This is a genomic window from Stenotrophomonas sp. 169, from assembly GCF_014621775.1.
Classification (GTDB): Bacteria; Pseudomonadota; Gammaproteobacteria; order Xanthomonadales; family Xanthomonadaceae; genus Stenotrophomonas.
The window spans coordinates 266,048-279,817 of record NZ_CP061204.1; the positions used below are offsets into that span (position 1 = coordinate 266,048).

A 13,770-nucleotide genomic window follows, 5' to 3' on the forward strand; every position below is an offset into this window, starting at 1 on the left:
TTCGGAGCAGCTTGCATCACGCCGCCTCGAAATCCACCAGCACCGCGCCGTCTCCCACCTGCTCGCCCGCCTTCGCGCGGTACCCGTGCACCGTGCCATCGGCCGGTGCCGCCAGCGTGTGCTCCATCTTCATCGCCTCCAGCACCACCAGCGGCGTGCCGCGGGTGACCTTGCTGCCCGGCTCCACCAGGGTGGCGACGATCTTGCCGGGCATCGGCGCCAACAGGCTGCCGGCATCGGCGCTGGCCTGTTCGGATTCCCCCACCGGGTCGTGCACGGTGTAGCGCTGCTGGCCCTGCGCGGTGAACAGATACACCTGCACGCCATCGCGCTGCACGCCCACACGCAGGCGCTGTTCCTGCACGACCACAACCAGGTGGCCGTCATTGAACGAACCCTGGACCCTCACGGCGGGCTCTGCGTCACGCTGAACCTGCCAGCCGCCCGGTTGCACGGTCACGCGCACGACATGCTCGCGCTCGCCCTGCTGCAGCGGCAAGGTGCGGGCGGCGGTCGCACCGATCCGCCAGCCATCCTGCGCCTGCCACGGTGACTGCGCATCGCGCGCATCCACACGTGCAGTGGGTGTGGTGACAGCGGCAGCGATGGCAGCCAGCGCCCAGAGCGATTCGTCGCCTGCCGCGGGCGCGGCCAAGGCCTCCTGCTCGCGTTCGATCAGCGCCGTGTCCAACTTCGCCTGCGAGAAGGATGCGGTCCCCACCAGCCGTCGCAGGAAGCCGGCGTTGGTGGTCACGCCCACCACCTGGCAGTCGGCCAATGCCTGCTGCATGCGGCGCAGTGCCGCGTCACGATCGATGTCCCAGACGATCAGTTTGGCGATCATCGGGTCGTAAAACGGGGTGATGGTGTCGCCTTCCTCGACGCCCGTATCCACCCGCACGTTTGCCGTCGGGGTGGGCAGGCGCAGGTGGCGCAGCGTGCCGATCGAGGGCAGGAAGCCCTTGTCGGCGTCTTCGGCGTACAGCCGCGCCTCCAGTGCATGGCCGTGGATGGCCAGCTCGTCCTGGCGCTTGGGCAGGGGCTGGCCAGCGGCCACCTGCAGTTGCCATGCCACCAGGTCGGTGCCGGTGATGAACTCGGTGACCGGATGCTCCACCTGCAGGCGGGTGTTCATTTCCATGAAATAGAAATCGCCGTCCGGCGAGGCGATGAACTCCACCGTGCCCGCACCGACGTAGCCCACCGCGCGCGCTGCATCGACGGCTGCCTTGCCCATCGCGGCGCGACGTTCCGCCGTCATGCCCGGGGCAGGGGCTTCCTCCAGCACTTTCTGGTGGCGGCGCTGCACCGAGCAGTCGCGCTCGAACAGATGGACGACGTCGCCGTGACGGTCACCGAACACCTGTATTTCGATGTGGCGCGGGCGCAGGACGTACTTTTCAACCAGCACGTGCTCGTTGCCGAAGGCCGAGCGCGCTTCGCGCTGGCAACTGGCCAGGGCGTCGATGAAGGCTGCGCTGTCGTCCACGCGACGCATGCCCTTGCCGCCGCCGCCGGCGCTGGCCTTGATCAGCACGGGGTAGCCGATGGCATCCGCCTGCCCGCGCAGGAACTGGGGGTCCTGGTTGTCGCCGTGGTAGCCGGGGGTAAGCGGTACGCCGGCCTGTTGCATCAGCGCCTTGGCCGCGCTCTTGTCGCCCATTGCACGGATCGCGCTGGCCGGTGGGCCGATGAACACGATCCCGGCCGCTGCGCAGGCATCGGCAAAGGCGGCGTTCTCGGACAGGAAGCCGTAGCCGGGGTGGATTGCCTGCGCGCCCGTTCGCCGCGCTGCGTCGAGGATCACCTCGGCACGCAGGTAGCTCTCCGCGGCGGGCGCCGGGCCGATCGCAACCGCCTCGTCCGCCAGGCGCACGTGACGTGCGTTGCGGTCCGCGTCGGAGTACACCGCCACGGTGGCGATGCCCAGCGCGCGGCAGGTGGCGATGACGCGGCAGGCGATCTCGCCGCGGTTGGCGATGAGGATCTTGTTGAACATGGTGGAGTGCTCGGTCATGGCGCAGGTCACATGCGGAACACGCCGAAGCGTGTCTCGCGGGCCGGGGCGTTGAGGCTGGCCGACAGGGCCAGGGCAAGCACGCGGCGGGTGTCGGCCGGATCGATGATGCCGTCGTCCCACAGGCGCGCGCTGGCGTAATAGGGATGACCCTGGCGCTCGAACTGGTCGCGGATCGGTGCCTTGAAGGCGTCCTCTTCCTCGGCGGCCCACGCGCCTCCCTTGGCTTCGATGCCGTCGCGCTTGACCGTGGCCAGCACGCTGGCTGCCTGCTCGCCGCCCATCACGCCGATGCGTGCGTTGGGCCACATCCACAGGAAGTTGGGCGAATACGCGCGCCCGCACATGCCGTAGTTGCCGGCACCGAACGAGCCGCCGATGACCACGGTGAACTTCGGCACCTTGGCGCAAGCGACGGCCATCACCAGCTTGGCGCCATCCTTGGCGATGCCGCCTTGTTCGTACTTGCGTCCGACCATGAAGCCGGTGATGTTCTGCAGGAACACCAGCGGGATGTTGCGCTGGGTGCACAGCTCGATGAAGTGCGCCCCTTTCAGGGCGGACTCTGAAAACAGGATGCCGTTGTTGGCGATGATGCCCACCGGATAGCCGTGCAGATGAGCAAACCCGGTGACCAGGGTGCTGCCATAGCGTGGCTTGAACTCATCGAAGCGCGAGCCATCGACCAGGCGCGCAATCACCTCGCGCACGTCGAACGGCTTGCGCGTGTCGGCCGGGATCACCCCGTACAGCTCGTGTGCCGGGAACAGCGGTTCCTGCGGCGGTTGCAACGCCATGGCCGGCTCGGGCTTGCGCCAGTTGAGCTGGGCAATGATCGCCCGCACCCGCGCCAGGGCCTGCAGGTCGTTGTCGGCCATGTGGTCGGCCACGCCGGACAGGCGGGTATGCACATCCGCACCGCCCAGGTCTTCGGCGCTCACCACTTCGCCGGTGGCGGCCTTCACCAGCGGCGGGCCGCCGAGGAAGATGGTGCCCTGCTCGCGTACGATCACCGTTTCATCGCTCATCGCCGGCACATAGGCGCCGCCGGCGGTGCAACTGCCCATCACGCAGGCGATCTGCGGAATGCCCTGTGCGGACAGGTTGGCCTGGTTGTAGAAGATGCGGCCGAAATGATCGCGATCCGGGAAAACCTCATCCTGCAGTGGCAAAAAGGCGCCACCGGAGTCCACCAGGTAGATGCAGGGCAGGCGGTTCTGCTCGGCAATCTCCTGCGCGCGCAGGTGCTTCTTTACCGTCATCGGGTAATAGGTGCCGCCCTTGACCGTGGCATCGTTGGCCACGATCACGCATTCCACGCCGCTCACCCGGCCGATGCCGGCCACCACGCCAGCACAGGGCACCGCATCGTCATACATGCCGTGCGCGGCCAGCGGGGCGATTTCCAGGAAGGCACTGCCCGGGTCGAGCAGGGCATCGATGCGATCGCGGACCAACAGCTTGCCGCGTGCGGTGTGCTTGTTGCGGGCCGCTTCGCTGCCGCCCAGCGCGGTGCGCGCCAGGGTGGCGTGCAGGTCATCGACCACCGCCTGCATGGCGCTGCGGTTGCCTTCGAAGGTATCGCTGCCTGCCTGCAGCTGGGTGCTCAGTATGCTCATGGGAGGCCCTTACAGCGTGCGCTGGAACAGTTCGCGACCGATCAGCATGCGGCGGATTTCCGAGGTGCCCGCGCCGATCTCATACAGCTTGGCGTCGCGCCACAAGCGTCCGGTCGGGTATTCGTTGATGTAGCCGTTGCCGCCCAGGATCTGGATCGCCTGGCCGGTCAGCCAGGTGGCCTTCTCGGCGGCATACAGGATCGCGCCGGCCGAATCCTGGCGCGTGGTGCGGCCCTGGTCGCACGCGCGTGCCACCGCATAGACGTAGGCGCGACAAGCGCCCAGGCCGACATACATATCGGCGATCTTGGCCTGGATCAGCTGGAAGCTGCCGATGGCTTCGCCGAACTGGTGGCGCTCGTGTACGTAGGGCATCACCACGTCCATCGCCGCGGCCATCAGGCCCAGTGGACCGCCGGACAGCACCACGCGTTCGTAATCCAGCCCGGACATCAGCACGCGCACGCCACTGCCTTCCTGGCCGAGCACGTTCTCCACCGGTACCTCACAGTCCTGGAACACCAGCTCGCTGGTCGGCGAGGAGCGCATGCCGAGCTTGTCCAGCTTCTGCGCGGTGGTAAAGCCCTTCATGCCCTTTTCCACCAGGAAGGCGGTGATGCCCTTCGCGCCGGCATTCATGTCGGTCTTCGCGTAGACCACCAGCACGTCGGCATCCGGGCCGTTGGTGATCCACATCTTGTTGCCGTTGAGCACGTAGTGGTCGCCGCGCTTTTCCGCACGCAGCTTCATCGACACCACGTCCGACCCGGCACCCGGCTCGCTCATGGCCAGCGCACCGACCAGTTCGCCGCTGCACAGGCCCGGCAGGAAGCGCTGCTTCTGCGCTTCGGTGCCGTTCTTGCGCAGCTGGTTGACGCACAGGTTGGAGTGCGCGCCGTAGGACAGGCCGATGCCGCCGGAGGCGCGCGAGACTTCTTCCATCGCCACCACGTGGGCCAGGTAGCCCATGCCGGTGCCGCCGTATTCCTCTTCCACGGTCATGCCGAGCAGGCCCTGCTCGCCGAGCTTGCGCCACAGGGCCAGCGGGAACTGGTTGGTTTCATCGGCGTGCGCGGCCAACGGGGCGATCTCGGCGGCGGCGAACTGGGCCACGCTCTCGCGCAGCAGGTCGATGTCTTCGCCAAGGTCGAAGTTGAGGGAAGGAACGTGCATGCGGGCGACTCCACGACAACGGTTGGAAAGGGGGCGCGCCGGCGGGGGAGCAGGCAGGTGGCCCGCACAGGCGATGGATCCAGCCTACGCCCGATCGGCTAAAAAGTGAACACAAGTTCAAAAATTGAATCTACAATCATCCCATGGCCTACAAACGCTCCCCGCTGATGGAAGAACGGATGGCGGGAGCGCGCGAGCGGATCCTGCTGGCAGCCCGCGAACTGGTGGCGGCCGGCGGCTACCGCAATGCGCCGGTGACCGCCGTTGCGACCCAGGCGGGGGTGTCGACGGGGCTGATCTACCGGCACTTTCCGTCCAAGGCCGAACTGTTCGTGGAAGTGCTCAGCGCGGCGGTGGAGCATGAGGTCCAGATCCTGGAAGGCATCGCGGCGGGCACTGAGCCGGCCCCGCAGCGGCTGCGGCTGGCGATTACCGCCTTCGTGCGTCGCGCGCTGGCCGGACCTGGGCTGGCGCACGCCTTCATCGTGGAACCGGTTGACCCGGAGGTCGAAGCCGAGCGCATGCGCGGGCGGCGGCGCTTCGGTGACGTATTCCGTCGGCTGGTGCAGGACGGCATGGCCACCGGGGCTTTCCCTGCGCAGGACGTGGACGTCACCGCCGCCTGTATCGTCGGCGCGTTCACCGAGGCCCTGGTCGGCCCCACCGCCCCCAGCCGCCAGACGCCGCGCGACGAACACGCCCTGGCCGATTCGATCAGCGCCTTCTGCCTGCGCGCGGCCGGTGCCCCCGCCCCTGACGGTAACGCGCCTGCCCCCCGGTAGCGCCGAGCCATGCTCGGCGAGCGCAGCGGCGCTGCTCCCCCACCGCAGCCGGTAGCGCCGAGCCATGCTCGGCGAGCGCAGCGGCGCCGTTCCGCCTGGTGCAGCCGACTGAAGTCGGCTCTACCTCGCGCCCGTACCCGCGACCCCACCTGCGACGCTTTGCTGCACTGCGCTGTTGTTGCCGATGAACAGCGTTCTATACTCGGCCGGCAGGCTCATTCGCTCAGCCATGGTCCACCGACTATCAGCCAGGGGTAACGAAGAGTGCGGAATCATGATCTTGAGTTCCTGAAACGCTTTTCCATGATCATCGGCCTGTTGGTCATGATCACCCTGGGGTTGATCCTGCTGGCCGCGTGGTTGCATACCCGGATCCCAGCGGAGGTATCGCCCACGGCGGCCAAACGCACCGAGCAACGCATCGCCCCGGCGGGCGCGGTGTATGCGGGCAGCACCGGCGCGGCAGCCCAGGCATCCGCGCAGGCAGCCGCTGTGGCCAAGGCGGCTTCGCAGGTCGCGTATGGCGGCACCACCGACGGCAAAGTGATCTACGACAACCTGTGCACGGCCTGCCACACCACCGGTGTCGGCCTGGCCCCCACGCTGGATCATTCGCACTGGGATGCGCGCATCGCGCAGGGCAAGGAAACCCTCTACAAGCATGCCATCGAGGGCTACACCGGCCCGGATGGCGGCATCATGCCGCCGAAGGGCGGAAACCCGGCGCTGACCGAAGCCCAGATGCATGCCACGGTCGACTGGATGATCGGCAACCTGAAATAGGGCCGACCATGCCGCCTGTGGCCGCTGGTCCCATGACGCATCAGGCTTTCATGTTTTGTGGTTACAGTGGCGGCCTACCCCTTCCGTTGCCGCTGTAACTGTCTGGAGCCGTTGTCGATGCGTCGTTGCCTGCTTGCCCTTGCCGTGGCTTTGTCCGTTTCTCCCGCGTTTGCCCAGCCGCAGCAGACGGCGCAGCCGCAGCCCGTGCCGCAGGCGATGCCCGGCCAGTTGGCGAGCGCGGACGGCGCGACGATCACCCTTGCCCGTGCCCCCAGCGACTGGCGCGCACTGGACGGCAAGTACGTGCGCATCGCTGCCCCCCTGACCTTGGCGGGCACCGACGGTCTGGAACGTTTCGGCCAGCTCACCGTGGCCTTCGAAGGTCGTCTCTGGCAGCCCACGGAAGTGGCCGCGCCGGGCACGGCGGGCTACAGCCAGGTGGTGGCGGACAACCAGCGTCGCCGCCTGCTGCTTGATGACGGCAGCGATGCCCGTGACCCGCAGCAGGTGCCCTATCTGGCCACCGACGCCGTGCTGCGCACCGGCATGTCGCTGCGCGGCGTGGAAGGTCGGGTACGCGTGGATGCACAGGGTCGCCCCAGCCTCCAGTTGGGGCGTGCCTTGGCGCTGCCGCCGCTGCAGCGTCCGGCCGCACCGGCGGTGGACGGCGCCTTGAAGGTGGCTGCGTTCAACCTGGAAAACTTCTTCAATGGTGACGGGGAAGGGGGTGGCTTCCCGACGCTGCGCGGCGCGCGCACGCTGGAAGAACACCAGGCCCAGCTCAAGAAGCTCATCGCCACGATCGGCCCGCTGGATGCCGACGTCGCCGCGTTGATGGAACTGGAAAACGATGGCTACGGACCACGCTCGGCCATCTCCACACTGGTGGAGGCGCTCAATGCGGCGTCGGGCAGTCCGGGTGACTGGCGCTTCGTCGATGCGGGCAAGGGGCCGGGTGACAATCCGATCCGGGTGGGCATCATCTACCGCGCCGGGCGCGTGACGCCGGTGGGCAAGCCGGCCACCCTGGAAGGCGGGCCCTTCGCCGAGCACAGCCGGGCGCCGCTGGCGCAGGCCTTCCGGGCAACAGCGGGCGGGGCTCCCTTCATGGTGGTCGCCAACCACTTCAAGTCGAAGGGTTGCCGGGACGCGGTGGCACCGGATGCCGACCGCGATGATGGCCAGGGCTGCTGGAACGCCACGCGGGTGATGTCGGCGCAGAAGCTGGATGCGTGGATGAAGGGCGACCCGACCGGCACCGGCACGCGCGATGCCGTCCTGCTGGGCGACTTCAACGCCTATGCGATGGAAGACCCGATCCGCACGCTGCGCAGCGCCGGTTGGCAGGATGCCTTCTCCGTGGCGCGGGTGGAGCGCCCTTACAGTTATGTGTACAACGGCTTCAGCGGGCGCCTGGATCACGCGTTGTTGAATGCCGGCATGGCCAAGCGGCTGAAAGGTGCGGCGGAATGGCACATCAATGCCGATGAGATGGATGCCAGTGGGTACCAGAAGCGCAACGTGGAGGGTGCCTGGCGCAGCTCGGATCACGATCCCCTGCTGTTGGGCTTCGACGGCTGACTCCTCGCACAACGCCCGGTAGCGCCGAGTCACGCTCGGCGCCCCCGGCGATCGCATGGTGCGCGTGCCCTGCGTGCCCGTGCCGTGTCGCGCGGTACCTCAGCCCAGCGCGATCATCGCAATCGCCACCACCGCCAGTGCCAACCCTGCGCGGTTCCAGCCGCTGGTGCGCTCGCCGAACACGAACACACCGACCAGCGCGCCCAGCACCACCACGCCGATGTTCATGCCAGCGAATACCGTGGCCGGGCTGTCCGACAGATGTTGATGCGCGCGGACATAGAACAGGATGTTGCCGAAGTTCAGCAGGCCCAGCAGGGCGCCGCCGGCAAGATTGCGCCATGCCATCCGGCTGCGGCCCGTGACATGGCGCCACGACTGCACCGCCAGCATCAGCGCGAACGCGAGGCTGAAACACACCAGCAGGGCTGCCATCGAGGGCGTGCCGGACAGCGCGACCTTCTTCAACAGAATGTCCACCAGCGCGAAGCCGACCCACACCCCCAACAACCAGCGCCAGCTGCCAGCTGACTGCCGGTCGGCGCTGCCGCTGCGCGCGGTGATCGCCGCGATGGCCAGCAGGCCGATGGCCAGGCCCCCCAGCCGTAACGGGCCGGCCTGTTCACCGAAGAAGACGAATGCGGCCGCCAATGACAGCAGCAGTGACAGGCGCTGCGCCACGTCACTGCGCACGATGCCGGCCTGCGCCACGGCGCGGCCCAGCACGAGGAAGATCGTCGGCAGGATCACCGCCAAGGCCAGCAGAGCGCCCCACGGCGCATGACCGTGGGTCAGCGAGTCCAGCGAGGGTCGCAGCAGCAGGGCGCTCAGGCTGGCAGCGACGAGATAGTTCCAGGTCACCATCTGGCTGATATCCAGCTGCCGGCGGCGTGCGAGTTTCAGCACCACCGACACCAGAACGCTGCAGATCACCGCAAACACGAGGAAGAGCATGGGGGTCGGGCGCAGGGGACGGGTGGGGGACGCTATCATGTTGCCATGCGCAATCCCTCTTTCCCCACGCAATCAGACACCCTTGTCCTTGCCGGCCCAGTGGGTCCGCTGGACGTAGCGGTCGATCTGCCCAAGCCGGAGGTGCCGGTCCAGCCGGTGACCGCCATTGTCTGCCATCCGCTGTCCACCGAGGGCGGCACGATGCACAACAAGGTGGTCACCATGGCCGCCAACACGCTGCGCGATCTTGGTGTCACCACCGTGCGCTTCAACTTCCGCAGCGTTGGCGAATCGGCCGGCAGCTTTGACCACGGCGATGGCGAACAGGACGACCTGAAAGCCGTCGTGGCCTGGGTGCGCGAGCAGCGCCCGGATGACCAGCTGTGGCTGGTGGGCTTCAGCTTCGGCGCCTTCGTTTCGTTGAAAGCAACCGCCGACGTGCAGCCGCAGGCGCTGGTCTCCATCGCGCCGCCGGCCGGACGCTGGGATTTCAGCGGCATCCAGCCGCCTGCCCAGTGGCTGGTGATCCAGGGCGAGCAGGACGAAATCGTCGACCCGCAGGCCGTGTATGACTGGCTGGAGACCGTGGACGCACCGCACGAGCTGGTGCGCATGCCGGACACCAGCCACTTCTTCCACCGCAAGCTGATCGACCTGCGCGGTGCGATCACCCATGGGGTGAAGCGCTGGCTGCCGGTACAAGCGGATCCGGCGGCATGAGCGAGGCGGTGATGACGCCGTCGCTGCGGTACGCCGACGGCGTGGCGCGCGGTGAGTGGCAGGACGATGTGGCCCAGCACGCAGCGCTGGCCGAGCTGGATCGCATCCACCTGGCGCTGCTGGAAGATGCCGACGACGGCTGGCTGGACCGGCTGTCCTCCTTCTTCAAGAAGCCCGAGGCGGTCAAAGGCCTGTACTTCTGGGGTGGGGTAGGGCGCGGCAAGACCTTCCTGGTCGACCTGTTCTACGACGGGCTGCCGATCCAGCAGAAGTACCGCACGCACTTCCACCGTTTCATGCGCGGCATCCACGAGCGCCTGCGCGAGCATCAGGGGCAGAGCGACCCGCTGGCGAAGATCGCGCAGGAATGGCGCAGCAAGCTGCGCGTGCTGGTGCTGGACGAGTTCTTCGTCACCGACATCGGCGATGCCATGCTGCTGGCCCGGCTGCTGGAGCGTATGTTCGCCGAGGGCGTAACCCTGGTGACCACGTCCAATACCGCAGTGGAAAACCTGTACCTCAATGGCCTGCAGCGGGACAGCTTCCTGCCGGCCATCGGGCTGCTGCAGCGCTATTGCGTGGAGCTGTACGCTGAAGGCACCGAGGACTACCGCATGCGCGCGCTGACCCGGTCGCCGGTATACCGCGCGCCGCTGGCGTCTGACAGCGACGACTGGCTGGGCACGCGCTGGGCTGACCTCAGCGGGGGCCAGCCGGCAAAGGCCGGCAACATCGAGATCGAAGGCCGCAAGATCCCGGTACGGGGCCGTGGCAAGAGCATCGCCTGGTTCGATTTCACGGCGCTGTGCGAAGGGCCGCGCGGGCCGTCGGATTACATCGAGATCGCCCAGGAGTTCAACACCCTTCTGCTCGGCGGCATCCCGGCGTTCGACCGCAACAACGAAGACGCCGCACGCCGCTTCGTCAATCTGATCGATGAACTGTACGACCGCCACGTCAACCTGGTCTGCACCGCCACCACCTCACCGATCGAGCTGTACACCGGCACCCGCCTGCAGGGCGCCTTCGAGCGCACCGCCTCGCGCCTGATCGAAATGCAGAGCGCCGAGTACCTCGGCACCCCGCACAAAGCCTGAAAAAGGGGACGGAGGGGATTAAGTCGCAAACGGCCGCCTTCTGGCCGTTTGCGACTTAATCCCCTCCGTCCCCTTTTTGGTTGCACAGCCAGCTTTGTGCACGTGGCGTGAGGGCGGATTGTTGCGTTGGTTGGACCCCGCTGTCGCGTCAAAAAGACGACTTCCGGCCTTGACTGCGCAGCCGATTCTGGCGGGGTCCCCGCCGCGCCGGGGGGTCGGAATGGAGCGGTCCTTGCGCTGCAAGGGATTGGGTCAATTCCCTACATTTGGCGTTGACGCACCCCTTGGACCCCACTATCTTGTGGCCGTCGGTTCCGGTGACCCCAAGTCACCGGTGCAGACGGGACGCCCGGAACCCCTGTCATCAGAGGTCCCGGCACTGCCCCGCAACGGTACCTACGGGAGCACTTCCGTTTTACCGACAGCCGCTCATGCACATGTGCGGCGCTGGCTGCGTGATCTCTGATCGTGTGACGGGTTTTGCAGGGAGCGGTGCGCGGTCATTTCCGTCACTGTCGCGCCTGTTGCGACACCCTCACCCCATTCTGTCGGATCCGCACCGGAACGTGCCTGCCCAGGCGCGCCGTGCATCCCATCTCACGCTCAGAGGACCACCCGCCGTGACCAGCGAAACCAGTGCCACCATCGACAAGGAAAGCGAGTTCCTGCTTACGTCGCCGCCGACTTCGAACACCATGAGTGTGACCAAGCGCAATGGCACGACCGAGCTGGTGGATCTGAACAAGATCGTGCGCGCGGTGCAGCGTTCTTCCGAGGGCCTGCATTCGGTGGACCCGATGCGCGTGGCCACCCGCACCATTTCCGGCCTGTACAACGGCGCGACCACCCAGGAACTGGACGAGCTGTCCATCCGCACCGCAGCGCTGCTGATCGGCGAAGAGCCGGAGTACGGCCGCTTGGCCGCGCGCCTGCTGGCCAACTACATCGCCAAGGAAGTGTCCGGCCAGGAAATCCACGCGTTCTCGCAGTCGGTCGGCCGTGGCCACGAAGTGGGCCTGATCAACGATCGCCTGCTGGGCTTCGTGCAGACCAACGCACGCAAGCTCAACGATGCCATTGATCCGACGCTCGACCTGCACTTCGATTACTTCGGCCTGCGCACCCTGTACGACCGGTACCTGCTGCGCCACCCGCATACCCGCAAGGTGATCGAGACCCCGCAGCAGTTCTTCCTGCGCATCGCCAGCGCGCTGAGCGAAGACGTGCTGGAAACCCTGGCGCTGTACAAGCGCATGGGCAACCTGGATTACCTGCCGTCCAGCCCGACGCTGTTCAACTCCGGCACCACCCACGAGCAGCTGTCCTCGTGCTTCCTGCTGGACTCGCCGCAGGATTCGCTGGAGTCCATCTATTCCAAGTACGGCGACATCGCCCAGCTGTCAAAGTTCAGCGGCGGCATCGGCGTCAGCTACACCCGCGTGCGTTCGCGTGGCTCGCTGATCAAGTCCACCAACGGCCACTCCAACGGTATCGTGCCGTGGCTGAAGACCATGGATTCGTCGGTCGCGGCCGTGAACCAGGGCGGCAAGCGCAAGGGCGCGGCCTGTGTGTACCTGGAAAGCTGGCACGCCGACATCGAGGATTTCCTCGAACTGCGTGACAACACGGGTGACGAGTCGCGCCGTGCGCACAATCTGAACCTGGCCAACTGGATCCCGGACCTGTTCATGAAGCGTGTCGAGGCCGACCAGGAATGGTCGCTGTTCGATCCGCGCGTCGTGCCGGAGTTCACCGATCTGTTCGGCGAAGCCTTCGAAGCCGCCTATGTGCAGGCCGAAGCGCAGGGCAAGGCCAACCGCACCATCTCCGCGCGCAAGCTGTACTCGCGGATGATGCGCACCCTGGCCGAGACCGGCAACGGCTGGATGACCTTCAAGGACAAGTGCAACCGCGCCAGCAACCAGACCCTGCGTGCGGGCAACGTGATCCACCTGTCCAACCTGTGCACCGAAATCCTGGAAGTCACCTCGGCCGAAGAGACCGCGGTGTGCAACCTGGGCTCGATCAACCTGGGCAACCATTTCGACAGCCACGGCGAGTTCGACTTCGACAAGCTGGCCGACACCGTGCGCCTGGCCATCCGCCAGTTGGATCGCGTGATCGACCTGAACTTCTACCCGATCGAATCGGCACGCCGCGGCAACCTGCGCTGGCGTCCGGTCGGCCTGGGCTGCATGGGCCTGCAGGACGTGTTCTTCCGCAAGCGCCTGGCGTTCGACAGTGTCGAAGCCCGCGCGCTGTCGAAGAAGATCGCCGAAAGCATCTACTTCCATGCCCTGGAAACCTCGTGCGAGCTGGCGCAGGAGCGCGGCAAGCATCCGTCCTTCGCCGACACCCGTGCGGCCAGCGGCGAGCTGCAGTTCGATGCATGGAACGTGGTGCCGGAAGACACCGCACGCTGGGATGCCCTGCGTGAGCGCATCAAGGAGCACGGCCTGCGCAACTCGCTGATGATCGCGATCGCACCGACCGCCACCATCGCCTCGATCGCCGGTTGCTACGAGTGCGTCGAGCCGCAGGTGTCCAACCTGTTCAAGCGCGAAACGCTGTCCGGCGACTTCCTGCAGATCAACCGTTACCTGGTGACCGAGCTGAAGAAGCTGGGCCACTGGACGCCGGAAATGCGCGATGCGATCAAGCTGGCCGAAGGCTCCATCCAGGGCATCATGCAGATCCCGGAAACGCTGCGCCACGTCTACCGCACCGCGTGGGAACTGCCGATGCGTTCGCTGATCGACATGGCTGCCGAGCGCGGTGCCTTCATCGACCAGTCCGCCTCGCTCAACCTGTTCATGGAAAGCCCGAACATCGGCGCGATGTCCTCCATGTACATGTACGCCTGGAAGCAGGGCATCAAGACCACCTACTACCTGCGTTCGCGTCCGGCCACCAAGATCGCCAAGACCACGGTCAGCACGCACGTCGCGGCCGTCGATCCGGTCGATGCCGTGGCCTGCTCGCTGGAGAATCCGGAAAGCTGCGAGGCGTGCCAGTAATACGCAGCACCGATGTAACGCCGAGCC

General features: G+C 66.7%; 10 protein-coding genes. 6 read left to right on the forward strand and 4 right to left on the reverse strand.

The window, feature by feature from the left end:
- Positions 1-16: 16 nt before the first annotated feature.
- From ICJ04_RS01025 to ICJ04_RS01035, 3 genes are read right to left on the reverse strand one after another with little or no spacing between them, the layout of a single operon-like run.
- Entirely contained in the window at positions 17-1,999 is a 1,983-nt protein-coding gene (locus ICJ04_RS01025; RefSeq protein ID WP_188327158.1) for an acetyl/propionyl/methylcrotonyl-CoA carboxylase subunit alpha, read from the reverse strand.
- Positions 2,000-2,025: 26 nt separating this feature from the next.
- Positions 2,026-3,636, reverse strand: coding sequence for a carboxyl transferase domain-containing protein (locus tag ICJ04_RS01030; RefSeq protein WP_188325725.1), 1,611 nt, complete (start codon positions 3,634-3,636; stop codon positions 2,026-2,028).
- 9 nt (positions 3,637-3,645) lie between these two features.
- Entirely contained in the window at positions 3,646-4,809 is a 1,164-nt protein-coding gene (locus ICJ04_RS01035; RefSeq protein WP_188325726.1) for an isovaleryl-CoA dehydrogenase, read from the reverse strand.
- A gap of 143 nt (positions 4,810-4,952) precedes the next feature.
- Between ICJ04_RS01035 and ICJ04_RS01040 the strand changes: the two genes are divergently transcribed.
- The 3 genes from ICJ04_RS01040 to ICJ04_RS01050 all read left to right on the forward strand — a co-directional run bounded on the left by ICJ04_RS01040 (position 4,953) and on the right by ICJ04_RS01050 (position 7,955).
- Entirely contained in the window at positions 4,953-5,591 is a 639-nt protein-coding gene (locus ICJ04_RS01040) for a TetR/AcrR family transcriptional regulator (RefSeq protein ID WP_188325727.1), read from the forward strand.
- A 264-nt stretch (positions 5,592-5,855) separates the two neighbouring features.
- Entirely contained in the window at positions 5,856-6,374 is a 519-nt protein-coding gene (locus ICJ04_RS01045) for a c-type cytochrome (protein WP_188325728.1), read from the forward strand.
- A 117-nt stretch (positions 6,375-6,491) separates the two neighbouring features.
- On the forward strand, positions 6,492-7,955 hold the full coding sequence (locus ICJ04_RS01050) for an ExeM/NucH family extracellular endonuclease (protein WP_188325729.1): 1,464 nt from the start codon (positions 6,492-6,494) through the stop codon (positions 7,953-7,955).
- 99 nt (positions 7,956-8,054) lie between these two features.
- Here the strand turns inward: ICJ04_RS01050 and ICJ04_RS01055 are convergent, their stop codons facing one another.
- A complete protein-coding gene (locus ICJ04_RS01055) occupies positions 8,055-8,909 on the reverse strand; it encodes an EamA/RhaT family transporter (RefSeq protein WP_188327159.1) in 855 nt (284 codons plus the stop codon).
- Between the two features lie 45 nt (positions 8,910-8,954).
- On the opposite strand from ICJ04_RS01055, the gene ICJ04_RS01060 reads away from it, so the two are divergent.
- From ICJ04_RS01060 to ICJ04_RS01070, 3 genes are all read left to right on the forward strand, one after another.
- On the forward strand, positions 8,955-9,629 hold the full coding sequence (locus ICJ04_RS01060) for an alpha/beta fold hydrolase (RefSeq protein ID WP_188325730.1): 675 nt from the start codon (positions 8,955-8,957) through the stop codon (positions 9,627-9,629).
- Positions 9,626-10,726, forward strand: a complete 1,101-nt coding sequence (zapE, locus tag ICJ04_RS01065; RefSeq protein ID WP_188325731.1) for a cell division protein ZapE — start codon at positions 9,626-9,628, stop codon at positions 10,724-10,726. The genes ICJ04_RS01060 and zapE overlap by 4 nt, the downstream gene beginning before the upstream one ends.
- Positions 10,727-11,346: 620 nt before the next feature.
- On the forward strand, positions 11,347-13,743 hold the full coding sequence (locus ICJ04_RS01070) for a ribonucleoside-diphosphate reductase subunit alpha (RefSeq protein WP_188325732.1): 2,397 nt from the start codon (positions 11,347-11,349) through the stop codon (positions 13,741-13,743).
- Positions 13,744-13,770 lie beyond the last annotated feature (27 nt).

Bases quoted from the DNA above. Each gene is read 5' to 3' on its own strand.
- ICJ04_RS01060 (WP_188325730.1), top strand. From the start codon at position 8,955: ATGCGCAATCCCTCTTTCCCCACGCAATCAGACACCCTTGTCCTTGCC.
- ICJ04_RS01040 (WP_188325727.1), top strand. From the start codon at position 4,953: ATGGCCTACAAACGCTCCCCGCTGATGGAAGAACGGATGGCGGGAGCG.
- ICJ04_RS01055 (WP_188327159.1), bottom strand. From the start codon at position 8,909: ATGCTCTTCCTCGTGTTTGCGGTGATCTGCAGCGTTCTGGTGTCGGTG.
- ICJ04_RS01035 (WP_188325726.1), bottom strand. From the start codon at position 4,809: ATGCACGTTCCTTCCCTCAACTTCGACCTTGGCGAAGACATCGACCTG.
- zapE (WP_188325731.1), top strand. From the start codon at position 9,626: ATGAGCGAGGCGGTGATGACGCCGTCGCTGCGGTACGCCGACGGCGTG.
- ICJ04_RS01030 (WP_188325725.1), bottom strand. From the start codon at position 3,636: ATGAGCATACTGAGCACCCAGCTGCAGGCAGGCAGCGATACCTTCGAA.
- ICJ04_RS01050 (WP_188325729.1), top strand. From the start codon at position 6,492: ATGCGTCGTTGCCTGCTTGCCCTTGCCGTGGCTTTGTCCGTTTCTCCC.
- ICJ04_RS01025 (WP_188327158.1), bottom strand. From the start codon at position 1,999: ATGTTCAACAAGATCCTCATCGCCAACCGCGGCGAGATCGCCTGCCGC.